Genomic DNA, 23,686 nt, shown 5'->3' with positions numbered 1-23,686 from the left:
ACGACCGTTGCGCTTCAACCAAGTTGCTCGGCGACCGCCTGCGGCTGGCTGGCGTGCTCGGCTTCCTCGATGCGCTTGTACAGCGCCAGCGCCTGCCCGACTACCTGATCCATGTTGTAGTACTTGTAGGTGCCGAGGCGGCCGACAAAGGTCACGCCGGGCGTCTGGTCCGCCAGCTGCTGATAGCGCTTGTACAGCTCGGCGTTCTCCGGCCGCGGGATCGGGTAGTAGGGATCGCCCTCGGCGGAGGGGTACTCGTAGGTGATGCTGGTCTTCGGGTGGACCTGCCCGGTGAGGTGCTTGTACTCGCTGATGCGCGTGTAGGGCACATCCTCGCTGGGGTAGTTGACCGTCCCCACGGCCTGGAACTGTTCCTGGTCGAGTTGCTTGTGCTCGAACTTCAGCGAGCGGTACGGCAGCTTGCCGAAGCGGTAGTCGAAGTATTCGTCGATCGGGCCGCAGAAGATCAGGTGGTCGTACTGCACCTCGTCGCGGATCTCGCGGTAGTCGGTGTTGAGCATGACCTTGATGTTGGGGTGCGCCAGCATCTTCTCGAACATCTTGGTATAGCCATGCTTGGGCATCTGCTGGAAGGTGTCGGTGAAGTAGCGGTCGTCGGTGTTGGTGCGCGTGGGGATGCGCGAGGTCACCGACTTGTCCAGCTGCGACGGGTCCAGCCCCCACTGCTTACGGGTGTAGCCGCGGAAGAACTTCTGGTACAGCTCACGGCCAATGCCGTTGATCACCACGTCCTCGCTGGTCTGAATGTTCTCCACCGGCTCGGCGCGGCTGGCGAGAAAGTCGGCCGCTTCCTGTTCGGTGGTCATGTTCAGGCCATAGAGCCTGTTCAGCGTGGTCATGTTGATCGGGATCGGCACTTCCTGGCCATCCACCTGCGCCAGCACGCGATGTTCGTAGGGGTGCCACTCGGTGAACTGCGAGAGGTAATCGACGATGCGCTGGGCGTTGGTGTGGAAGATGTGCGGGCCGTAGCGGTGGATCAGCACGCCGGACTCGTCGTGGTAGTCGTAGGCATTGCCGGCGATATGCGGGCGCCGGTCGACCACCAGCACGCGCTTGTTCAGCCCCGAGGCAAGGCGCTCGGCGAGCACGCTGCCGGCAAAGCCGGCGCCGACGATGAGGTAGTCGAAGCCGCGTCTGCGCGCCTGTGGCTGGTCGCCCGCGCCTGCGCCGAGACGTTCCGGGTTGCTGTCCTGCGGGCTCATATCGCGCATTGCATCTTCTCCTTCATCAGGCTCCAGGTGTGATCCCAGGACATGTCGCCCAGGATCTCGTCGGCCTTGGCCAAGAGACCGTCGCGGTCTTCGGCATCGGCCAGGGCGGCTTCGGTGGCGGCGACGAACGCCTCGGCGCTGTTGGCGATGCGCACGATCCCGGTGTCACCGTAGGTGCGCACCACATCGGTGATCGGCGTGGACACCACCGGGCAACCGCCGGCGAGGTATTCGGGGGTTTTGGTCGGGCTGATGAAACGGGTCGACTCGTTCAGTGCGAACGGCATGATCGCCACGTCCCAGCCGGACAGGTATTGCGGCAGCTCGTCGTAGGTCTTGCCGCCCAGGTAGTGGATGTTGTCGCGCTGCGGCAGCTCGGCCGGGTCGATCTTCACCACCGGGCCGACCAGCACGATCTGCCAGTCCGGCCGCATGCGCGCGACCTGCTCGACCAGGGCGATGTCCAGACGCTCGTCGATCACGCCGTAGAAGCCCAGGCGCGGATGCGGGATCTCTGCCTGATCGTCCGGATCGTGCTGCGGGCGGCGCGCGGCGGCGAAGTGCTCGACATCGACGCTGCTGGGGAACGGGTGAGCGTTGTCGTGGCGCTGGCGCTTGGCTTCATAGAGGCTGTAGCCGCCGGTGAACACCAGATTGGCCCGGCACATCAGTTCCACCTCGCGCTCCACCAGTTCCGGCGGCGCGCCGCGGAACGCCGAGAGCTCGTCCATGCAGTCGTAGACGATCAGGCCGGGCGCCAGGTGATCGGAGAACGCCAGGCTCATCGGCGTGTAGTACCAGAGCAGCAGGTCGCTGACGCCGAGTTTTTCCAGGTAGCCATCGAGCAACTGGCGCTGCACGCGGGTCGCATCCTCCCCCTCGCAGCCGGCCGGCAGGCGCGGGATCAGCACCTGCACGCCATTCTCCTCGGGACGCACTTCAAGCCAGGGCTCGGCATCCTCGGTGGGGATCGGTTCCTCATGGAAGAGCACGTTGTAGTCGCGGGCAAAACGCGACATCAGGTGTTGCGGGCGCTGGTAGACGAAGCTCCAGCGCAGATGCGACAGACACAGCAGGGTCGGAACCTGATCGTCGAAGACCACTTCGGCCGGTACCTGTTGCGCGTTGCGGGATTTGCCGATGTCGTATTGGAACGGGCCGGCCCAGCTCATCTAGCACCTCGTTTTCGGTGGCGGCGGCCAGGCCTCCCATGCCCGTTCAACCGTCACTTGAAAAGCCAGCGCTGCCCTGCGTAAGGCGTATCGATTCGAGGCGACAGCGAGGCTCGCAAAACCCTGCAACCCGCGCCGCCTGCCGGGTAGTGGACGGCAATCAGCGGTACGGGTTCCCGCCAATCATCAGATTGCACAGGCCGTCGACCGGCTGGCGGGTGAATTGAACTCGCTCGGACGTTGCCCCGTCCCTATCAGCAGGACGCCTGATTTAAACCGGCATCGGAACCCCTCGCGCGCAGCTCGCCGTCGCCGTCCCGTTCCGCTTCGCCGAACCCAAATTACGGAGACTCATGCAGCGCCAGCCATGGCCAGCCGCAGTGTCCCGAGCGTGTCGAAAGACTGCGAACTTCGGAGGTAGACAGATGATTCTGGTGACAGGAGGGGCCGGTTACATCGGCTCACACGCGGTGCTCGAACTGCTGCAGGCCGGGCATGAGGTGCTGGTACTGGACAACCTGTGCAACAGCTCGCAGCTGGCTCTGGACCGTGTGGAGCAACTGGCCGGCCGGCCACTGCACTTCGTCAAGGGCGACGTGCGCAATCGCTCGCTGCTCAAGGCGCTCTTCGCTGCCTACCCGATCACTGCGGTGATGCACTTCGCCGGCCTGAAGGCGGTTGGCGAGAGCGTGCGCGAGCCGCTGCGCTACTACGAAACCAATGTCGGCGGCAGCATCGCGCTGTGCCAGGCCATGGCCGAAGCCGGAGTGTTCAAGCTGGTGTTCAGCTCCTCGGCCACCGTCTATGGCGAGTCGCCGGTGATGCCCATCACCGAGGATCGTCCCACTGGCGTGCCGACCAACCCCTACGGCCAGTCCAAACTGATGGCCGAGAACGTGCTTAAGGGCCTGGCCGACTCCGACCCGCGCTGGTCCATCGCGCTGCTGCGCTACTTCAACCCTATCGGCGCCCATGAGTCGGGGCTGATCGGCGAAGACCCCAACGGCGTGCCGAACAACCTGCTGCCGTACATGCTGCAGGTGGCGGTGGGTCGGCGAAAGCAGCTCAGCGTCTACGGCGACGACTATCCGACGCCAGATGGCACCGGCATCCGCGATTACATCCATGTGGTGGACCTGGTCAAAGGCCATTTGAAGGCGCTGGAGCGTCTTAATCTCGTGCACGGCGCGCAGGTGTGGAACCTCGGCGCCGGCAAGGGCCATTCGGTGCGCGAAATGATCACAGCTTTCGAGGAAGTCACCGGGCGCCCGTTGCCCCACGTGATCAAGCCACGCCGTGCCGGCGACATCGCCCAGTGCTGGTCCGACCCGAGCAAGGCCGAGCGCGAGCTTGGCTGGCGCGCCGAAAAGGACCTGATCACCATGCTCGCCGACGCCTGGCGCTGGCAGAGCCGCAATCCGCGCGGCTACGCCGAGGAACGCAAGGCGCCGGCGGCACTGGCCAGCTGAACCGCCTCGGCGCAGCGGCAGCCGGCTAGAGGCCGCAGACGCTGCCGTCGCTGCGCGGATCGGCAGCGCCTTCGAGTACGCCAGTGGGGTGGCGCAGCAATGCTCCGGCATGGCCCATGGTGTCGCTGAAGGCCTCGTCCAGCACCTCGACCACGTGCCCGGCCGCGCGCAGTTGCTCGATCAGCTCCGGCGCGAAGCGATTTTCCAGCTTCAGGCTGGTGCTGACGTCGCCCCAGGTGCGGCCCAGCAGCCAGCGCGGCGCCGTGACCGCCGCCTGCAGATCGCTGCCCAGACGGTATCGGCTGAACACCGCGGCCTGGGTCTGCGGCTGGCCTTCGCCGCCCATGGTGCCGTAGCTCAGCACCCTTCCATCGTCGAACAGCGCCAGCGCCGGATTGAGGGTGTGGAAGGGCTTGCGGCCCGGTTCCAGCGCCTGCAGCGCCTTGGGATCGAGGGAGAAGCTGATGCCGCGGTTCTGCCAGGCCACGCCCGTGGAGGGCAGCACGACGCCGGAACCGAATTCCCAGTACACGCTCTGGATGAAGCTCACCGCGCGACCTTGCTGGTCGATGCAACCCATCCAGATGGTATCGCCCGGGGCAGCGGGGCGAGGCCATTCCAAGGCTTTGTCTCGATCGACCGCTGCCACCAGGGCATCCAGGCTCGCAGGCGAGAGGAATTCCTGAGGATCGGCCGGCAGCCTGCGCGGGTCGGTGACCACGCGATCGCGGATCATGAATGCCTGCTTGGTCGACTCCACCAGCCCATGCACATGGGCGAAGCCTTCGGCCTCGGCCACCTTGAGGCGTTCGAACACGCCAAGGATCAGCAGCGAGGCCAGCCCCTGGGTCGGCGGCGGCATGTTGTACAGCGTCGCGTCACCCAGACGTACCTGCAGCGGGGTAACCAGCTGCGCTCGGTAGGCCTGCAGATCGGCCAGACGCAACGGGCTGCCAAACCGCTCCAGTTCGGCGGCCATGCTGGCCGCCAGCTCGCCCCGGTAGAAGTCATCCAGGCCCCTTTCTGCCAACTGCTCCAGGGTGCTGGCGAGGGCAGCCTGCTTCATCAGGCTACCTTCGCTCGGCACCTGCCCGTCGTCGGTCAGGTAGACGTCGGCGAAGCCGGGTACATCCTTGAGTTCGTCGAACTTCACCCGCGTGAGGTGCGCCTGGCTGCGGCTGACCACGATGCCGCCGCGTGCCTGGCCGATGGCCTCGCCCAGCAGGTCGCGCAACGGCAACGGGTTCCCCCAGCCGGCGGCCACCTCCAGAGCCTTGGCCCAACCGCCGATGGTGCCGGCCACGGTCAGCGCCGCCTTGGGCCCACGGCTGGGAATCTGCTCGCAGCCGGCATAGAAGTCGCGGCTGGCCAGGGCCGCGCTGCTACCGCAAGCATCGATGGCCACAGGCGCCTTGCCCGGTTCATGGATCAGCCAGAAGCCGTCGCCGCCGATGGCGTTCATGTGCGGATAGACCACGGCGATGCTGGCAGCCGCGGCGACCATGGCTTCGACGGCATTGCCACCGGCCTTGAGCACATCGCGGCCGGCCTGGGCGGCCAGGTGATGGGGCGCGACGAAGATGCCGCGGGTGGCGTGGGTACTTTTCAGCATGAGCGATCCTTAGAGCGAGAAAGCGCCGAACAGCATGCGGACAGCCGTCAGGGCGAGGAACAGGGCGAACAGGCGGCGCAGCAGGCTCGCGTTGATGGCATGGGCGATACGGGCCCCCCAGGGCGCGGTGAGCATGGTCACCGGGACGATCAGCGCCAGCCCGAGCAGGTTGACGTAACCCAGGGTGGCCGGCGGCAAGTGGCTCGCGCCCAGACCGTTGACCAGATAGGCGAACGCGCCGGGCAGGCTGATCACCACCCCCAGGGCCGCGCCGGTGCCGACTGCGATATGCATGGGCGTGCGACAGGCATTGAGGATCGGCACGCTGAGGGTGCCGCCACCGATGCCCATCAGCGTCGACAGGCTGCCGATGAGCACTCCCAGCACCCCGGTGCCCGCCGCGCCGGGCAGGCCGTCGCGCAGGCTGAGGTTGCGCTCGAAAGCCATGTTCAGTGCCACCAGCAGGGCGATCACGGCGAAGATCGCCGCCAGCAACTGGCCACTGAGGTAGCCGCTGAGCAGCGCACCGATGAGCACGCCGATCAGGGTGCCGGGGATCAATGGCTTGAGCAGCTCCGGCTTGAGGCCGCCACGCCGGTAATGGGCGCGTGCCGAGATGATCGACGTCGGCACGATGGCCGCCAGCGAGGTCCCGACGGCCACGTGCATGCGCACCTCGGGATCGAGGCCGAGCAGGGTGAACAGGTGATACAGCACCGGCACGATGACGATGCCGCCACCGACCCCAAGCAGGCCGGCGAGGATGCCGGCTACCGCCCCCGTCAACAGCAGGGCGCTGACCAGCCCGGCCAGCCACAGCGGGCTGTAGGTAGAAAAGAATTCCATGATCGATTCTCCAGGCATTACCAGCCGACGGCCTTGGGCAACCAGGTGGCAAGAGTCGGGAAGCAAAACACCAGGGCCACGGCCAGGATCTGCAGCCCGACGAAAGGCAGGGCACCGGCATAGATGTCCCGGGTACTGATGCCCGGCGGCGCCACCCCCTTGAGGAAGAATAGCGACCAGCCGAAGGGGGGCGTGAGGAACGACATCTGCAGGTTCAGCGCCACCAGGATCGCCAGCCAGACCATATCGGTGCCATAGCCCATGAACACCGGCAGGAACATCGGCAAGGCGATGTAGGAGATCTCGATCCACTCCAGGAAGAAGCCGAGCACGAACAACAGCACCATGAGGAACAGGATCGCTCCCAGTTCACCGCCGGGCAGCAGGTCGAACAGGTCATGCACCAGCGCCTCGCCACCCAGGCCGCGGAAGGCCAGGGAGAAGGGCTGCGAGCAGAGCAGGATGAGGAAGATCATCGCGCTGATGCTCAGGGTGCCGTGCAGGGTCTGCTTGAGGGTGTCGCGGTTCAGCCGGCCGGCGCAGCCGGCAATCACCAGGGCGCCCAGGGCACCGATGGATGCAGCCTCGGTGGGTGCGGCCAGCCCGCCGATGATCGAGCCGAGCACGCAGACCACCAGCAGCAGCGGCGGCAATACCGACTTGGCGATGTTCTGCCGCAACTGTTTGCGGCTGATCAGCGCGCGCTCTTCGGCAGGGATCGCCGGGACCCACTGCGGGCGCAGCCAGCCGAGCAGCAGCATGTAGGCGACATAGACTCCGGCCAGCATCAGGCTGGGGATGAACGCCGCGGCGAAGATCGAACCCACCGACTCGCCGAGGATGTCGGCCAGCAGGATCAGCACCAGGCTCGGCGGAATGATCTGCCCGAGGGTGCCAGAAGCGCAGATGGTGCCGCAGGCCACGCTCGGCTTGTAGCCCCGCCGCAGCAACACCGGCAGGGTCAGCAGGCCGATGGTGACCACGGTGGCGCCGACGATCCCGGTGGAGGCGCCGAGCAGCACGCCCACCAGCACGATGGCCAGGCCCATGCCGCCATTCAGGCCGCCCATGGCCTGGCCGACCGTTTCCAGCATGTCTTCGGCAACCCTGGATTTCTCCAGCATCACGCCCATGAAGGTGAACAGCGGTATCGCCAGCAGCGTGTAGTTGCTGACCACGCCGAACATGCGGGCCGGCAACAGGCTGAAGAGCATCGGGCCGAAGCCGATCAGGCCGGCGACAAAACCGGATACGGCCAGGGATATGGCCACCGGCACGCCGACCATCATCATCGAGAAAAAGGCGAACACCATCAGGATCGCCAGCCATTCATTGGGACTCACGGCAAGGCTTCCTCGGGCATGGGTTGGGGAGCGAGCAGGCCCCGCAGGGCGCGCAGGGTATCGGCGATGCCTTGCAGGCCGAACAGGGCGAACCCCAGCGGCAGGAAAGCCTTGACCAGATAGCGATGCGGCAAGCCCCCCGGATCCGGCGAGCCTTCGCTGATCTGGTAGGACTGCATCATGTAGCGCCAGCAGACCCAGGCCAGGAACAGGCCGATCAGGCAAGTGGCCAGGGCACTGAACAGATCCACCGCGGCGCGGGTGCGCGGTTGGAACTTCTCGTAGATGAAATCCACCCGCACGTCGGCGCGATGCTTCAGCACGTAGGCGATGCCAAGCATGGCGATGGGTGAAATCAGGAACCACTCCAGCTCCTGCAGCGCCACCGGGCTCACGGAAAAGCCATAGCGGATCAGCACGTTGGCCGAAACCAGCAGGACCAGCACCAGCACGCATCCGCGTGCCAGGCCGCCCAGGGTCTCGACCAACTGCTCCAGGCGGTTGATCACGGCAAACATCACCTCAGGCCCCCAGATCCAGGAAACCTTTCTCGCCGGTCGCCGACCAGGAGCTGTATTTCTTGCGGAAGGCCATGAAGTGGTCATGCACCTTGCGCGTCGTCGGATCGGCCGCAGCCATGCTGGCCAGGGTGTCTTGGGTCACTTCGCGCAGGCGGGTGACGATATCGCCCGGCAAGGGCTTGGCGATCACCCCCTCGTTGCTCACCAGGTCTTCCAGCGCATCGGCGTTGACCGCATCGGACCAGGCCAGGCTCTCGGCATTACAGGCCTGGGCGCAGATGCGCACGATCGCCTGCAGGTCGGCCGGCAGGCTCTCCCAGGCCTTCTTGTTGATGATCAGCTCAGTGACGTTGGTCGGCTCGTGCCAGCCCGTGGTGTAGTAGTTCTTGGCCGCCTTGTGCAGGCCCATGCGGCGATCCTGGTAAGGGCCGACGAATTCGGCGGCATCAATCACCCCGCGCTCCAGGGCCGGGAAGATCTCCCCGCCGGGCAACAGCCGCACGGCGACGCCCAGCTCGCTGTAGACCTTGCCGGCCAGGCCGGGGATGCGCATCTTCAGGCCCTTGAGGCTGTCGACGCCGTCCAGCGGCTGACGGAACCAGCCGGTCATCTGGGTGCCGGTGTTGCCCATCGGCATCGGCACCAGGCCATGGGGCTCGTAGAGCTCCTCCCACAGCTTCAGGGCGTCGCCGTTATACAACCAGGCATTCATGCCCTGGGTGTTCATGCCGAAGGGCACGGCGGTGAAATACTGCGCGGCGGGGATCTTGCCAGCCCAGAAATAGGCGTTGGCGGCATTCATCTCGACCAGCCCGCTGGACACGGCGTCGAAGCCCTCCAGCGCCGGAATCAGCTCGCCAGCAGCGAAGTGCTGGATTTTCAGCCGGCCATTGGACATGGCCTCGACCCGCTTGCAGAAATCTGTCGGGCTACCCGGCCCCTGGACATAGAACGGCGAGCCCGGGGCATAGGCGTTGGTCATTTTCCAATTGAAGGTCTTGTCGCTGGCGGCGGTCGCGATCGCCGGGGCGCCCAGGGCCAGGCCGGCGCCGGCGGCTACGGCTCCAGCACCGAGGAATTTACGACGGTTGAGGCTCATGACGGATCTCCTGTTGCACAGTCCGTGATTCCAATCGGCGGGGTGCCTATCGGATGTAAAGTCGTGCGCAAGCCCTGAAGCAACAGCCGTGCCAGCCCCAATATCTTTATAAATTATTGATTTTTAATGATTTATCTTGGATTCCAAAAAATCGACCGCTCACTGGGTTGCACAAAAAATACGCATCCGCGGCATCGGCTTCGTGACGAAACGGCGGAACGACCTGCCGAATCGATACATTCGTCAGCTTGGTGAAACCACTTCGATTCGATCGGACATTAGCGAGCCGTCACGGCTAGCGAATGTCAGCTACGCACCATGAAGAGGCGCCAGGCCCCGTTATAAGGCGTCGTCGGTCTCATAACCGAGCACCACCGCGGCGGTGCTTCACCCGCGTTAGCAGGGCCTTGCAATCCACCGTGAGAATTTCCGGGTGGTTGAAGATGTGCTCGCGGACGAAAGCGTCGAAGGTCTCGTAACTGTCCGTGAGGGTATGGATATGCAGGCTTTTCAGGTCGCTCATGATGTACAGGCTGACCACCTCCACGGTACCCGCCAGCCGCTCGGCCACCGCCTCGATGGCCGCGGGCGCGACGGTCAGGTCGATGAAGGTGGAGATCCCCTTGCCGAGCTTTTCCGGGTTGACCACGGCGGTGAATTTCTCGATCACCCCGCTTTCCACCAGTGCCTGCACGCGGGTACGGGCATGCGCGCGGGAAATGTTCAACTGGCGGGCGATATCGGCGAAGGACGTACGCGAGTCCTTGATCAGAATGTTGAGCAGTGCATTGTCCAGCTTGTTCATGGCAGGGTTTCCGTGGCGCAGAGGAGGCATGGGATGCGTGTTGCATGCCAGCCGCGCCGGGCGCCCTGCCTGCGTCCCGGGAATTAGCCTTGCATCTCCCGCGTCAGCCATTCGGCCAACTGCTCGGCCCGGCGGTCCATGCGTCGCGTTGGCACCCACAGCGCCAGCTTCGCCTCGGTTTCGACGAAGCCCCAGGGCGCCAGCAGGCGTCCGGCGGCCAGGTCGTCGGCCACCAGCTGCTGCGGGGCGATGGCCACGCCGAGGCCGGCCAGCGCCGCCTCCAGCAGGAAATAGAGGTGTTCGAAGCTCTGCCCCAGCCGGAGCTGCGCCGGTTCCAGGCCGTTGCCGCGCGCCCAGCGCGGCCAGGCCTGCGGGCGCGAGGCGGTATGCAGCAGCGCTTCGCCGAGCAGCGCCACGGGCGGGGCGTCACGCAGGGCGGCGCAGCGCGGATGATGCGGGCTGAGCACCGGGCCGATGCGTTCGGCGGCCAGCTCGAACACCCGCATGTCCGCCGGCCAGGGCGGCTCGGCGTACCACAGCGTGGCGTCCAGCCCGGGCCGGCGCGGGTCCAGCTCGCCCTCGCTGGCCGACAGCTGCAGGCGCAGCTCCGGCAGCTCGCGGTTGAGCCGGTCCAGCCGCGGGATGAACCAGCGCGCCAGCAGGCTGCCGGGACAGCCGAGCACGAACGGCGCCTCGGCGGTCTGCCGCTGCAGCTCGGCGCAGGTGCTGCGCAGGCGCTCGAAGGCATCGCTGGCGGCATCGCGCAGGCGCAGGCCGGCATCGGTGAGTTTTACGCCGCGTCCTTCCTTGGCCAGCAGGGCCAGGCCAAGCTGCTCTTCCAGTTGTCGAACCTGTCGACTGATGGCGCCGTGGGTGACGTGCAGCTCGCTGGCCGCCTGCTTCAGGCTGCCGAGCCGGGCCACGGCCTCGAAGGCGCGCAAGGCGTTGAGTGGCGGGAGGCTGGCTTGCATAGTTGAGTTTTCCTGACGAGTTGCAGCGATCTTATCGCTTTTTTTCCCCGCCGCATCCGGTTAGGGTGCATGCAATCGCGTAGGAGCGGGCCATGCCCGCGAACCGGTAGCCCGGTCATTGGCGTGGTTTCATTCGCGGCCAAGGGCCGCTCCTACAAAAGAACTCCAGGAGATCGCTCATGACTTCATACCGCAACGGCCCCGACGCCCGCGGCCTGTTCGGCTCGTTCGGCGGCCAGTACGTCGCCGAAACCCTGATGCCGCTGATCCACGAGCTGGCCGCCGAATACGAGAAGGCCAAGCAGGACCCCGAGTTCGCCAAGGAACTCGCCTACTTCCAGCGCGACTACGTCGGCCGCCCCTCGCCGCTGTACTTCGCCGAACGCCTGACCGAGTTCTGCGGCGGCGCGAAGATCTACCTCAAGCGCGAGGAGCTGAACCACACCGGCGCGCACAAGATCAACAACTGCATCGGCCAGATCCTCCTGGCCCGGCGCATGGGCAAGCAGCGTATCATCGCCGAGACCGGCGCCGGCATGCACGGCGTGGCCACTGCCACCGTGGCCGCGCGCTTCGGCATGCAGTGCGTGATCTACATGGGCACCACCGACATCGACCGCCAGCAGGCCAACGTCTTCCGCATGAAGCTCCTGGGCGCCGAAGTGATTCCGGTCACCGCCGGCACCGGCACCCTGAAGGACGCGATGAACGAAGCCCTGCGCGACTGGGTCACCAACGTCCACAACACCTTCTACCTGATCGGCACCGTCGCCGGGCCGCACCCCTACCCCGCCATGGTCCGCGACTTCCAGGCCGTGATCGGCAAGGAAACCCGCGAGCAGATGATGGAAAAGGAAGGTCGCCTGCCCGACTCGCTGGTGGCCTGTATCGGTGGCGGCTCCAATGCCATGGGCCTGTTCCATCCGTTCCTGGATGACGCCAGTGTGAAGATCATCGGCGTCGAGGCGGCCGGCCACGGTATCGAGACCGGCCAGCACGCGGCGAGCCTGAACGGCGGCGTACCCGGCGTACTGCACGGCAACCGCACCTTCCTCCTGCAGAACGAGGATGGCCAGATCATCGACGCCCACTCGATCTCCGCCGGCCTGGACTACCCCGGCATCGGCCCGGAACACGCCTGGCTGCACGACATCGGCCGCGTCGAGTACACCTCGATCACCGACAAGGAAGCGCTCAAGGCTTTCCATACCTGCTGCCGCCTGGAAGGCATCATCCCGGCGCTGGAGTCCTCCCACGCGCTGGCTGAAGTATTCAAGCGCGCGCCTGGTCTGCCGAAGGATCACCTGATGGTGGTCAACCTCTCCGGCCGCGGCGACAAGGACATGCAGACCGTCATGCACCACTACGACGAACAGGAAGAACATATATGAGCCGCCTGCAGACGCGCTTCGACGAGCTGAAACAACAGAACCGCGCCGCACTGGTGACCTTCATCACCGCCGGCGATCCGGACTACGCCACCTCGCTGCAGATCCTCAAGGGCCTGCCGGCCGCGGGTGCTGACGTCATCGAACTGGGCATGCCCTTCACCGACCCGATGGCCGACGGCCCGGCGATCCAGCTGGCCAACATCCGCGCCCTGGCCGCCAAGCAGGACCTGGCCAAGACGCTGCAGATGGTTCGTGAATTCCGCCAGGACGACCAGACCACCCCGATCGTGCTGATGGGCTACTTCAACCCCATCCACAAGATGGGCGTGGAGCGCTTCATCGCCGAGGCGGTGGAAGCCGGCGTCGACGGCCTGATCGTGGTGGACCTGCCGCCGGAGCACAACGAAGACCTCTGCGACCCGGCCCAGGCCGCGGGCATCGACTTCATCCGCCTGACCACCCCGACCACCGATGACAAGCGCCTTCCGGTGGTACTCAACGGCAGCTCCGGCTTCGTCTATTACGTCTCGGTGGCCGGCGTGACCGGTGCCGGTTCGGCGACGCTCGAGCATGTTGAGGAAGCCGTGGCGCGCCTCAAGCGCCATACCGAGCTGCCGGTTTGCGTCGGCTTCGGCATCCGCACGCCGGAACAGGCCGCCGCCATCGCCCGGCTGACCGAAGGGGTGGTAGTGGGCTCGGCGCTGATCGATCAGATCGCCAATGCCAAGGGCAACGCACAGGCCGTCGAAGGCGTGCTGGAACTGTGCCGCCAGATCAGTACCGGCGTGCGCAGCGCCCGCGCCTGACTACACCGTCGCCCTGCAAAGCACCGCCGCCCGGTCGATCCGGGCGGCGGTTTTTTTTGCCCGTGTTCTTGGGCAAGGTCGACTCGGCTGCCGTGCACAGCGCTTTACCCTTCTGAAAAAAATCAGCCCCGCCTGCGCTGCCTTCGATGCACCTGAACGGTGCGCAAGGGGCGTGGGATTTCCGCGCTCTGCGTCCCTTTGCCAGACATGGCGCAGGCCGGCTTACGCACCACAGCGAAGCAGCGGTTGCCTCGAGAAAAGGCACCCACCGCTGTTGCCGAAACGGCATCGGCATGCTCGATATTCTCTGCTTTTGAGTACAAGCGACGCGCCGGATACTGCGCTCGCCGGTCGCCATTCCGCGGTCGGCAGAGCAGGATCGAGCCATGAACGAATCCCTTTGCGCCCGCCATCTCGAAGCCGCCGCGCTGCCGCTGATCGACATCGCCGGGCTGTTTTCTCCCGATCTCGACGAGCGCGCCGCCGTGGCCAAACGCATCGGTGCGGCCTGTCGCGAGGTCGGTTTCTTCTGTATCGCCAACCACGGCGTCGACGCGGCGCTGCAGCAGGCGGTGTTCGAGCAGGCGCGGGCCTTCTTTGCCCTGCCGGAACCCGGCAAGCGCGCGCTGGACAAGGTGTTCTCGAAGGCCAATCGCGGCTATGAGCCGTTGCGCGGGCAGGTGCTGGAAGCCGGTGCGCCGGCCGATCTCAAGGAAGGCTTCTACATCGGCGAGGAGCTGGCCGAGGACGACCCGCGGGTACTGGCCGGGCGTTTCAACCATGGTGCCAACCAGTGGCCGATCGAGCTCGCGGAGTTTCGCCCGACGATGGAGCGCTATCGCGACGCGATGAATGCGCTGGCGAATCGGCTGATGAGGGCCATCGCGCTGTCGCTGCAACTGCCGGAGGAACATTTCGCCGGCTTCTGCCGCGACTCCATGAGCACCCTGCGCCTGCTGCATTACCCGCCGCAGCCGGCCAATGCCGCGCCCGGCGAGAAGGGCTGTGGCGCGCATACCGATTTCGGCGGGCTGACGCTGCTTCTGCAGGACGAGAACCCCGGCCTGCAGGTCTGGGATCGCCACAGCAAGAGCTGGATTCACGCAGTGCCCGTGCCCGGCACCTATGTGGTCAATCTGGGCGACATGATCGCCCGCTGGACCAACGACCAGTACCGTTCGACGCTGCACCGGGTGGTCAACATGTCCGGACGCGAGCGCTACAGCGTGCCGTTCTTCTTCAGCGGCAACCCGGACCATGTGGTCGAGTGCCTGCCGACCTGCCTCGCGCCCGGCGAGGCGCCGCGCTACCCCGCGGTGACGGTGGAAGAGCACCACCGCGAGATGTACCGGAGGACCTATGGCTGACGTCGTCCTCATCCACGGGGCCTGGGCCGGTAGCTGGGTCTGGGATTCGCTGCAGGATGGCCTGCGCGATGCCGGCCACAGACCGCATGCGGTCGATCTGCCGGGCAACGGCAGCGACGCCACGCCGCTCGCCGAGGTCTCGCTGCAGCGCTACGTCGAACATGTCGGCGCGCTGATCGAGACGCTGCCCGGCCCGATCCATCTGGTCGCGCATTCCGGCGGCGGCATCACCGCCACTGCCGTGGCCGAACGTTATGCCGAGCGCATCGCCGGGGTCACCTATGTCGCCGGCATGATGCTGCCCAGCGGCATGGGCTTTGGCGAACTCTGTGCCGAGCTCGCCCGCGACTTTCCCGAGGTCAGCGGCATCGGCCCCTATCTCGAGGCCGCGCCCGGCGGCAGCCGCGTACCGGGCGATGCCGCCTGCGCCCTGTTCTTTCACGATGCACCGGCAGTGGCCGCGATCACTGCCGCGCGCCGCCTGACGGTGCAGCCCGACGGCGGCCGCGATATCGCCGCACAGTGGACGGCCGCGCGTTTCGGTCGTCTGCCGCGGCTGTATATCGAAGCCACGCAGGACCGCTCCGTGCTGCCACGGGTGCAGCAGCGCATGCAGCAACTGGTGCCGGGTGCCGAGCGCGTGCGCCTCGATTGTGGCCATGCGCCGCAACTGGCCATGCCCGACGCGCTGCTCGCCGCCCTGCTGGATTTCTTCGCGCGCCAACCACATCCCGTGCGCCGACCCGTTTATTGCATCGCGCTAAACACGCCGAACCTTCAAGGAGCTTCACCATGTTCAAGAAAACCCTGCTCGCCAGCGCCCTGCTCGCGCTGTTCAGCCAAACCGCCCTGGCCGCCGACAAGGTGCGCTGGCTCAACGACTGGTTGCCAGCGGGCGACAAGGCGGCGATCTACCTAGGTGTCGAACAGGGCCTGTTCGCAGCAGAAGGCATCGAAGTGGAAATCGCCAGTGCCCGTGGCGGCAGCGATGTGGTGACCAAGCTGGCCACCAACAGTGCCGACTTCGGCTCTGCCGGCCTGGCTTCGCTGCTGCAGGCCAAGGCCCAGGGCGAGGTGCCGGTGGTAGCAGTCGCGCCGATCTACAACAAACAGCCGGACGCCTTCTTCACCACCGAAGGCTCGGGCATCGAGAGCTTCAAGGACATCGTCGGCAAGACGGTCGCCACGCCGACCTTCTCCGCCTCCAACGTGGTCTGGCCGCTGCTGCTGGAGCGCAACGGCATCGACCCGGCCAGCGTCAAGCTGCTCAAGCTCGACCCCGGCGCGCTGGCGCCGATGCTCGCCACCGGCAAGGTCGACGCCACCATCAACTGGCTGACCGTCGCGCCCGGCTTCGTCCGTGCCCTCGGCGAAGCGGACAAGACGCTGAAGACTATCCCTTGGTCGGAATACGGCTTCGAAGGCTACGGCCTGTCGCTGGTGGCGTCGCAGCGCTTCGTGCAGAGCCATCCCGAGGTCGCGAAGAAGTTCGTCAAGGCCTACCGGCAGGCGCAGAAGAACGCCATCGCCGACCCGGCTGCAGCGGCCGCCGCGCTGAAGAAAATGGTCGCCGAGGTCGATGAGCAGCAGGCCGAGGAGCAGTTCGCCGCCTCGGTACCGCTGATGCAGAACGAGATCAGCGATGCCGAAGGCCCGGGCTTCGACGCCAAGCGTCTGGCCACCACCTGGGAATGGGTCGCCAAGGCGCAGGGCATGCAGATTGATGCCCTCGACCCGGCCAGCGCCATCGACACCAGCCTGAGCGAGTGAAGCCATGAACGCTGCCGTCCTGCCCGCCACGCCGCGCCCCAACATCAGCTTCGATCGGGTCAGCCAGGTCTTCACCTCCTCCGATGGCAGCGAGGTGGTGGCGCTGGACAACGCCAGTTTCGACATCGGCCGCCACGAGTTCATCGCCGTGCTCGGCCCCTCGGGCTGCGGCAAGTCCACGCTGCTGCGCATCCTCGCCGGGCTGGTGCGACCGACCCACGGCCAGGTCAGCATCTACGGCAGCCCGGTGGACGGCCCGCGCGACGAGATCGGCATCGTCTTCCAGAAGCCGACGCTGCTGCCGTGGCTGAACATCCGCGACAACCTGACCTTTCCCATGCGCCACAAGTACGGCCGCGTCACCTCCCAGGAGATCACCCGCGGCGAGGAGCTGCTGGAACTGGTGGGGCTGAAGGAATTCGGCAACAAGCGCCCGGACGAACTCTCCGGCGGCATGCAGCAGCGCGCGGCGATTGCCCGGGCGTTGCTGCACGACCCGGAAATCCTGCTGATGGACGAGCCCTTCTCGGCACTCGACGCCCTGACCCGCGACGAGCTGAGCCTGGAGCTGCTGAATATCTGGACCCAGCGCCCGAAGACGGTGCTGTTCATCACCCACTCGATTCCCGAAGCGCTGCTGCTGGCCGACCGCATCCTGGTGATGTCGGCACGCCCCGGCCGCGTTCAGGAAATCATCGACGTCGACCTGCCGCGTCCGCGGTCCATGCAGACCCTCACGGAGCCCCGTTTCAATGAGCTCGCCAACCATATCCGCCGCAAGGTCTTCTCGCGCCATGCCGAACATTAAGCCCAGGACACATCGCCTGAAGACGCAGGCCGATCGCCTCGCGCCCTGGCTCGCCTTCGTCGTCCTGCTGCTGGTCTGGGAGGCGGCCTGCCGCCTGCTCACGCTACCGAGCTTCGTGCTGCCCTCGCCCAGCGCCATTCTCGCGGCGACGCAGAAGGTCGGCCTCGGTGCCTGGGCCGAGCACATCTTCGCCACCCTGCGGGTGACGCTGATGGGCTACGGCCTGTCGATCCTGATCGGCATCCCGCTGGCCATCGCCCTGGCGTCCTCGCGACTGATGTCGCGCACGCTCTATCCCCTGTTGGTGATCGTGCAGTCCACACCCATCGTCGCGGTAGCGCCGATCATCGTGGTGGTGATGGGCGCCGGCGACCTGCCGCGGGTGTTCATCACCTTCCTGATCGCCTTCTTCCCCATCGTGGTGTCCTGCGTCACCGGCCTCCTGGCGACGCCGGAAGAGCTGGTGGAACTGTCGCGCTCGCTGGGCGCGTCGAAGGCCCGCGAGTACCGCAACATCCGCCTGCCCTATGCGATTCCACACCTGTTCTCGGCGCTGCGCATCTCCATCACCCTGGCGGTGATTGGCGCGGTGGTCGCCGAGTTCGTCGCGGCGGAAAAAGGCCTGGGCTACTTCATCAACTTCTCCACCTCGATGTTCCAGGTGCCGCAAGCCTTCGCCGCGTTGATGATGTTGGTGGTAATCAGCCTGCTGCTGTTCCACCTGATCGGGCTGCTGCAGAAGATCTGCTTTCCCTGGAGCCTGCCCAAGGCGGGGCACTGAAGCCCACCACCTCTTCATCTCAGTCTGGATAACGCCATGCCTCTCGACGATCTCGCCCTGCTGCGCAAAAGCTTCGACGTCGCCCGCCGCGCGCTGGAAAACGGCACCCATCCGTTCGGCGCCATCCTGGTCGGGCCGGACGGTGAGGTGCTGCTGGAACAGGGCAACGCCTATATGCCCGACCACGACATGACTGGCCATGCCGAGCGGGTGCTGATGACCCGAGCCTCGACCCGCTATACGCCGGAATTCCTCTCGCGCTGCACCATGTACACGTCCGCCGAACCCTGCGCCATGTGCGCGGGTGCCGCCTACTGGGTCGGTCTTGGGCGCGTGGTCTACGGCCTTTCCGAGCGCAGCCTGAAGGACCTCACCGGCAACCATCCGGAAAACCCGACGCTGGATTTGCCGTGCCGCATCGTCTTCGACGCCGGCCAGCGCAAAGTCGAGGTGCTCGGCCCGCTGCTGGAGGACGAGGCGGCCGCCCTGCACGAAGGCATCTGGTAGGCAGCGCCAGAATCAGGCAAGCGCCCGGCAGGATCGCCATAACGCCGGCACCGTCCTCCATCGCAGTATTCGAACCACGGCGTCACCGACGTCGCCCGAATCCACCTGCGGAGGACAACCCCCATGTCGAACATCACCGGCAAAATCGTACTCATCACCGGCGCCAGCAGCGGCATCGGTGAAGCCACGGCCCGCCTGCTGGCGGCCCAGGGCGCAACCGTCGTGCTGGGCGCGCGGCGTCTCGAACGGCTGGAAAAGCTGGTCGCCGAGATCGGCGAACGCGGTGGCGTTGCCGCCTGCCGCGCGCTGGACGTAACCAGCCGCGAGGACACCCAGGCCTTCGTCGACTTCGCCGAACAGCGCTTCGGCCGCGTCGACGTGATCATCAACAACGCCGGGGTGATGCCGCTTTCGCCGCTGGATGCGCTGAAGGTCGACGAGTGGAACCGCATGATCGACGTGAACATCCGTGGCGTGCTGCACGGCATCGCCGCCGGCCTGCCGCTGATGCAGCGCCAGCGCGCCGGCCAGTTCGTCAACATCGCCTCCATCGGCGCCTACGCGGTGAGCCCGACCGCGGCGGTGTACTGCGCCACTAAGTACGCGGTGCGCGCCATCTCCGAGGGCCTGCGTCAGGAGGTCGGCGGCGATATTCGCGTGACCCTGGTTTCGCCCGGCGTCACCGAATCGGAACTGGCCGAGAGCATTTCCGATGACACCGCCCGCTCGGCCATGGACGACTTCCGCCGCATCGCCATTCCGGCCGACGCCATCGCCCGCGCCATCGCCTATGCCATCGACCAGCCGGCCGATGTCGACGTCAGCGAGCTGGTGGTGCGTCCCACCGCCAGCCCCTACTGAGGACGCCGCCATGAGCCTTCATACCAGCAACACCCTGGCCGCGGCATACCTGGCCGTGTTCGGCTCGCTTACCCTCGCCTCGCTGGACGCCGCCGGCAACGAGCGCCACGAGCGTGGCATGGCGGTCATCGAGCACCTGTCCGGCGGGGCCGGGCAACCGGTGCTCGAGGCGCTGCGCGAGGACTATCCGTTTCTCGCCGAGGGCATCACCGGCTATGCGCTGGGCGATGTCTGGGGACGCAGCGAACTGGATGACCGGACCCGCCAGCTGGCCGCGGTCGCCGCCTTCGCCGCCCAGGGCAATCTGCCCTACATGAAGATCCACGCCGGCTACGCGCTGCGCCTGGGCGTGAGCCGTGAGGAGCTGAAGGAGGTGGTCTACCTGACCACCGTGACGGCCGGCTTTCCCCGCGCCATCGATGCCGCCCAGGCATTGCGCGAGGTGCCGGACCCGGCGTCGCGCTGAATTAAGCGGTGCTGCGCAGCCGGGCCAGATCCTTCACCGGCGAGGCGCCGAACAGCCGGCTGTACTCACGGCTGAACTGCGAGGGGCTTTCGTAGCCGACCCGGTAGCCGGCGCTGGACACATCGAGCCCCTCGGCGATCAGCAGCCGCCGCGCCTCCTGCAGGCGCAGCTGCTTCTGGTACTGCAGCGGGCTCATCGAGGTGAGCGCCTTGAAACGGTGATGCAGCGTCGAGCTGCTGAGGTTGACCCGCTGCGCCAGTTCCTCGATGCGCAGCGGCTCGACGTAATTGCGGTTCAGCCATTCGATCGCGCGGGTGACGCGATGGCCCTGGCTGTCGCGCACCGCGATCTCGTGCAGGTGCCGCCCCTGGCGACCGCAGAGCAGGCGGTAGAAGATCTCGCGCATGGCCAGCGGTGCCAGCACCGGGATGTCCTGCGGGCTGGCCAAGAGCCGCACCAGGCGCAGCGTGGCGTCGAGCAACGGCGCATCGATGCGGTCCAGATAGACCCCGCGTGCAGCCCCTTCCACGGGCTGGCTCAACGGCGCGCTTTCAGCCACCAGGGTAGCGACCATCGCCGGGTCGATATCCAGGCGGATACAGAGGTACGGCTCGCCGGACGAGGCCTCCAGCACGCGACCGGCCACCGGCACGGTGACCGAGACCACCAGGTAATGCAGCGCATCGTAGGTGTACAGCTCATCGCCCAGGCGCACCTCCTTGCTGCCCTGCACGATGATGCACAACGCCGGCTTGTGCAGCCCGTGCACCAGTTCGCTCGGCGCGCTGCAGCGGATCAGGAAGAGATCGTCGATGGCGGTGGGATGCATGCCGTCGTCGCGCACGAGGCCATCGATCAGCCGCGCCAGGGCGGCACGCTGGGCAATCGTTTCCTCGGCGGAATGAAGGTCCAGTTGGTTCATTTGCAGGAGACCCTGGGGAGGCAGAGAGGCGTTCAGCTTAGCAGGCCGATCACGTCGCGGTCGTTACGCCCCATGCCGGTGCAGCGACTCGTCCACCTCGCGGAGTGAGGCACCAAAGCGATGCAACGGCTACCATCGTCCTGTGAACGCCGGGCAACACAACGCCCGCAGTCACGCCGCACCTCATTTCCTGACTGCCTGGCCAGCTTTTTGCTACAGCCCTGGCCATGAAAAACCCAGCGGATGCCTCCATGCCCGAATCCCAGACCGCGCGCCTCCAGCTCTGCGGCATCACCAAACAGTACCCAGGCTGCCTGGCCAACGACCGTATCGACCTGTCGATCCAGCCGGGCGAAATCCACGCCCTGCTCGGCGAGAACGGCGCCGGCAAGAGCACCCTGATGAAGATCATCTACGGCGTCACCCAGCCGGACGCCGGCGCGATCCACTGGCAGGGCGAACGGGTGACCATGCGCGACCCGGCCCAGGCCCGCGAACGCGGCATCGGCATGGTGTTCCAGCACTTCTCGCTGTTCGAGACGCTCTCGGTGGCGGAGAACATCGCCTTGGCGCTGGGCGCCAAGGCCGGTACGCCGAAGCAGCTGGAGCCGAAGATCCGCGAGGTCTCGCAGCGCTACGGCATGCCGCTGGAGCCGCAACGGCTGGTGCACAGCCTGTCCATCGGCGAGCGCCAGCGGGTAGAGATCGTCCGTTGCCTGATGCAGGACATCCGCCTGCTGATCCTCGACGAACCGACCTCGGTGCTCACCCCGCAGGAGGCCGACGAACTCTTCGTCACCCTGCGCCGGCTGGCGGCCGAGGGCTGCAGCATCCTGTTCATCAGCCACAAGCTCAATGAAGTGCGCGCGCTGTGCCAGAGCGCCACGGTGCTGCGCGGCGGCCGCGTGTCCGGCGAGTGCGTGCCGGCCGAATGCTCGGACCTGGAACTGGCACGGCTGATGGTCGGCGATGCCGAGGGGCTGGAAGCCGAATACCCGAAGAGCGAGGGCCGCGCGCCGTTCCTGCGGGTGGAGCGGCTGTCCTGGCACAACGCCGATCCGTTCGGCGTGTCCCTCGAAGAGGTGGACCTGGAAGTACGCGCCGGCGAGATCGTCGGCATCGCGGGAGTCGCCGGCAACGGCCAGGACGAACTGCTCGCCCTGCTCAGTGGCGAACAGCGCCTGCCTGCCGCCCAGGCTAGGCATATCCGCTTTCTCGGTGACGACGTCGCCCACCTGAGCCCCGATGCCCGCCGTCGCCACGGTATGGCCTTCGTGCCGGCCGAGCGCCTCGGTCATGGCGCGGTGCCGAGCATGAGCCTGGCCGACAACGGCCTGCTCACCGCCTTCCAGCAGACCGGCATGGTCGAGCAGGGCATGATCCGACGCGGCAAGGTGCGCGCCTTCGCCGAGCAGGTCATCCAGCGTTTCGCCGTGAAGACACCGGACGCACAGACCCCGGCGGCAAGTCTGTCCGGTGGCAACCTGCAGAAATTCATCCTCGGGCGCGAGATCCTGCAGCAGCCGAAACTCCTGATCGCCGCGCACCCGACCTGGGGCGTGGATGTCGGCGCGGCGGCGGCGATCCACCGCGCGCTGATCGAACTGCGCGATGCCGGCGCGGCGATTCTGGTGATCTCCGAAGACTTGGAGGAGCTGTTCCAGATCAGCGACCGCATCGCCGCCCTGAGCGACGGCCGGCTGTCGCCACAGCGCGCCACCGCCAGCACCTGTCCGGTCGAAGTCGGCCGCTGGATGGCCGGCCAGTTCGACACCAGCGACGCCCCCGTTTCCACCTCTGCCGCCTGACGAGAACCCATCATGCTGTTATCCCTGCAACCCCGTGGCGAGGCTTCACGGGCCATGCTCTGGTGCTCCCCGCTGCTGGCCGCGCTGCTGACGCTGCTGAGCGGCGCGCTGCTGTTCGCCCTGCTCGGCCATCCACCGCTGGAAACCCTCAAGGTGCTGCTGGTCGACCCGCTCGGCGATCTCTACGGCGTCTCCGAACTGCTGGTCAAGGCGCTGCCGATCCTGCTCTGCGCGCTGGGTCTGGCGGTGGTCTACAACGCACGCATCTGGAACATCGGCGCCGAAGGCCAGCTGCTCATCGGTGCCCTGGCCGGCAGCGCGCTGGCCGTCAACATCATCGACTGGGACTCGCGCTGGGCGCTGGTGCTGACGCTGCTGCTCGGCACGCTCGGCGGCGCCGCCTGGGCCGGGCTCTGCGCCTGGCTGAAGACGGCGTTCAACGCCAACGAAATCCTCACCAGCATCATGCTCAACTACATCGCGCTGAACCTGCTGCTGTTCGCCGTGCACGGCCCGCTGAAAGACCCGGAAGGCTTCAACTTCCCCGAGTCGGCGATGTTCGGCGACGCCACCCGGCTGCCCGAGCTGATCGAAGGCCTGCGGGTGCATGCCGGTTTCTACTTCGCCCTGCTGGCGCTGGTGGTGGTCTGGGTGCTGCTGCAGAAGAGTTTTCTCGGCTTCCAGATCAAGGTGCTCGGCCTGGACAGGCGCGCCGCCGGCTTTGTCGGTTTCCGCGACAAGAAGCTGGTGTGGATCGCCCTGCTGATCAGCGGCGGCCTGGCCGGGCTGGCCGGTGTCGCCGAAGTCACCGGGCCGATCGGCCAGCTGGTGCCACAGGTGTCGCCGGGCTACGGCTACGCGGCGATCACCGTGGCCTTCCTAGGTCGCCTAAACCCCATCGGTATCGTCTTCGCCAGCCTGCTGATGGCGCTGCTCTACCTCGGTGGCGAGAACGCGCAGATGGCGGCCAACCTGCCGCAGTCCATCACCCAGCTGTTCCAGGGCATGGTGCTGTTCTTCCTGCTCGCCTGCGACGTACTGATCCTCTACCGCCCGCGCCTGAAACTGTGGGCACGCAAGCCCCAGCTCGTCAGCGCCAAAGAGGAGCCGGCCACATGATCGTCCG

22 protein-coding genes and 1 pseudogene are annotated in these 23,686 nt (G+C 66.4%); 13 read left to right on the top strand and 10 right to left on the bottom strand.

What is annotated here, in order from left to right; translation table 11 throughout:
* Positions 1–14: 14 nt before the first annotated feature.
* Complete coding sequence (glf, locus tag P5703_RS05490) at positions 15–1,235, bottom strand: UDP-galactopyranose mutase (protein WP_279641242.1); 1,221 nt, start codon at positions 1,233–1,235, stop codon at positions 15–17.
* Positions 1,223–2,407: a glycosyltransferase family 1 protein gene (locus P5703_RS05485; protein ID WP_151320530.1), complete on the bottom strand. Its 1,185-nt coding sequence runs from the start codon at positions 2,405–2,407 to the stop codon at positions 1,223–1,225. Before P5703_RS05485 ends, glf begins: the two co-directional genes overlap by 13 nt.
* A gap of 425 nt (positions 2,408–2,832) precedes the next feature.
* On the opposite strand from P5703_RS05485, the gene galE reads away from it, so the two are divergent.
* On the top strand, positions 2,833–3,876 hold the full coding sequence (gene galE, locus P5703_RS05480) for a UDP-glucose 4-epimerase GalE (protein WP_285585758.1): 1,044 nt from the start codon (positions 2,833–2,835) through the stop codon (positions 3,874–3,876).
* A gap of 25 nt (positions 3,877–3,901) precedes the next feature.
* Here the strand turns inward: galE and P5703_RS05475 are convergent, their stop codons facing one another.
* The 7 genes from P5703_RS05475 to P5703_RS05445 all read right to left on the bottom strand — a co-directional run bounded on the left by P5703_RS05475 (position 3,902) and on the right by P5703_RS05445 (position 11,073).
* Positions 3,902–5,488: a gamma-glutamyltransferase family protein gene (locus P5703_RS05475; protein ID WP_037044512.1), complete on the bottom strand. Its 1,587-nt coding sequence runs from the start codon at positions 5,486–5,488 to the stop codon at positions 3,902–3,904.
* Positions 5,489–5,497: 9 nt separating this feature from the next.
* Positions 5,498–6,334 (bottom strand): sulfite exporter TauE/SafE family protein, encoded by an 837-nt coding sequence (locus P5703_RS05470; RefSeq protein WP_037044510.1) that lies wholly within the window; start codon positions 6,332–6,334, stop codon positions 5,498–5,500.
* 17 nt (positions 6,335–6,351) lie between these two features.
* A complete protein-coding gene (locus tag P5703_RS05465) occupies positions 6,352–7,677 on the bottom strand; it encodes a TRAP transporter large permease (protein ID WP_102893221.1) in 1,326 nt (441 codons plus the stop codon).
* Positions 7,674–8,195 (bottom strand): TRAP transporter small permease subunit, encoded by a 522-nt coding sequence (locus P5703_RS05460; RefSeq protein ID WP_200632113.1) that lies wholly within the window; start codon positions 8,193–8,195, stop codon positions 7,674–7,676. Before P5703_RS05460 ends, P5703_RS05465 begins: the two co-directional genes overlap by 4 nt.
* 4 nt (positions 8,196–8,199) lie before the next feature.
* Positions 8,200–9,297, bottom strand: coding sequence for a TRAP transporter substrate-binding protein (locus P5703_RS05455; RefSeq protein ID WP_102893223.1), 1,098 nt, complete (start codon positions 9,295–9,297; stop codon positions 8,200–8,202).
* A gap of 358 nt (positions 9,298–9,655) precedes the next feature.
* Positions 9,656–10,102, bottom strand: a complete 447-nt coding sequence (locus tag P5703_RS05450) for an Lrp/AsnC family transcriptional regulator (RefSeq protein WP_037044509.1) — start codon at positions 10,100–10,102, stop codon at positions 9,656–9,658.
* Between the two features lie 83 nt (positions 10,103–10,185).
* The gene (locus tag P5703_RS05445) at positions 10,186–11,073 is read right to left on the bottom strand and encodes a LysR family transcriptional regulator (protein WP_279641240.1); all 888 of its coding nucleotides are present in this window, start codon (positions 11,071–11,073) and stop codon (positions 10,186–10,188) included.
* Between the two features lie 179 nt (positions 11,074–11,252).
* On the opposite strand from P5703_RS05445, the gene trpB reads away from it, so the two are divergent.
* From trpB to P5703_RS05395, 10 genes and pseudogenes are all read left to right on the top strand, one after another.
* Positions 11,253–12,464, top strand: coding sequence for a tryptophan synthase subunit beta (gene trpB / locus P5703_RS05440; RefSeq protein ID WP_279641239.1), 1,212 nt, complete (start codon positions 11,253–11,255; stop codon positions 12,462–12,464).
* Positions 12,461–13,270, top strand: a complete 810-nt coding sequence (trpA, locus tag P5703_RS05435; RefSeq protein ID WP_256517572.1) for a tryptophan synthase subunit alpha — start codon at positions 12,461–12,463, stop codon at positions 13,268–13,270. The genes trpB and trpA overlap by 4 nt, the downstream gene beginning before the upstream one ends.
* A gap of 386 nt (positions 13,271–13,656) precedes the next feature.
* Entirely contained in the window at positions 13,657–14,637 is a 981-nt protein-coding gene (locus tag P5703_RS05430; RefSeq protein WP_125881984.1) for an isopenicillin N synthase family dioxygenase, read from the top strand.
* Positions 14,630–15,376: pseudogene (locus P5703_RS05425) on the top strand (alpha/beta fold hydrolase); the annotation flags it as partial. The gene P5703_RS05430 and the pseudogene P5703_RS05425, both read left to right, overlap by 8 nt.
* A gap of 53 nt (positions 15,377–15,429) precedes the next feature.
* Positions 15,430–16,407: an ABC transporter substrate-binding protein gene (locus P5703_RS05420; protein WP_352230418.1), complete on the top strand. Its 978-nt coding sequence runs from the start codon at positions 15,430–15,432 to the stop codon at positions 16,405–16,407.
* Between the two features lie 4 nt (positions 16,408–16,411).
* Positions 16,412–17,215: an ABC transporter ATP-binding protein gene (locus tag P5703_RS05415; RefSeq protein ID WP_285585754.1), complete on the top strand. Its 804-nt coding sequence runs from the start codon at positions 16,412–16,414 to the stop codon at positions 17,213–17,215.
* Positions 17,202–17,996, top strand: coding sequence for an ABC transporter permease (locus P5703_RS05410; RefSeq protein WP_285585753.1), 795 nt, complete (start codon positions 17,202–17,204; stop codon positions 17,994–17,996). Before P5703_RS05415 ends, P5703_RS05410 begins: the two co-directional genes overlap by 14 nt.
* Before the next feature lie 36 nt (positions 17,997–18,032).
* Complete coding sequence (locus P5703_RS05405; RefSeq protein WP_003280143.1) at positions 18,033–18,503, top strand: nucleoside deaminase; 471 nt, start codon at positions 18,033–18,035, stop codon at positions 18,501–18,503.
* A gap of 123 nt (positions 18,504–18,626) precedes the next feature.
* Positions 18,627–19,364 carry an SDR family oxidoreductase gene (locus P5703_RS05400; protein ID WP_019405899.1) on the top strand — a complete coding sequence of 246 codons (738 nt, stop codon included), beginning with the start codon at positions 18,627–18,629 and terminating at the stop codon, positions 19,362–19,364.
* A 10-nt stretch (positions 19,365–19,374) separates the two neighbouring features.
* Positions 19,375–19,830: a carboxymuconolactone decarboxylase family protein gene (locus tag P5703_RS05395; protein ID WP_011914005.1), complete on the top strand. Its 456-nt coding sequence runs from the start codon at positions 19,375–19,377 to the stop codon at positions 19,828–19,830.
* Position 19,831: 1 nt separating this feature from the next.
* On the opposite strand, the gene P5703_RS05390 is transcribed toward P5703_RS05395, so the two are convergent.
* Positions 19,832–20,752, bottom strand: coding sequence for an AraC family transcriptional regulator (locus P5703_RS05390; RefSeq protein WP_013983532.1), 921 nt, complete (start codon positions 20,750–20,752; stop codon positions 19,832–19,834).
* 251 nt (positions 20,753–21,003) lie between these two features.
* Between P5703_RS05390 and P5703_RS05385 the strand changes: the two genes are divergently transcribed.
* Both P5703_RS05385 and P5703_RS05380 read left to right on the top strand, forming a co-directional pair.
* Positions 21,004–22,560: an ABC transporter ATP-binding protein gene (locus P5703_RS05385; protein WP_285585751.1), complete on the top strand. Its 1,557-nt coding sequence runs from the start codon at positions 21,004–21,006 to the stop codon at positions 22,558–22,560.
* A 12-nt stretch (positions 22,561–22,572) separates the two neighbouring features.
* Complete coding sequence (locus P5703_RS05380) at positions 22,573–23,679, top strand: ABC transporter permease (protein WP_014597323.1); 1,107 nt, start codon at positions 22,573–22,575, stop codon at positions 23,677–23,679.
* The last annotated feature ends 7 nt before the right edge of the window (positions 23,680–23,686 follow it).

Source organism: Stutzerimonas sp. FeSN7 (assembly GCF_030263795.1).
GTDB classification, from domain to species: Bacteria; Pseudomonadota; Gammaproteobacteria; order Pseudomonadales; family Pseudomonadaceae; genus Stutzerimonas; species Stutzerimonas stutzeri.
This window is presented reverse-complemented; position numbering and strand designations above follow the sequence as displayed.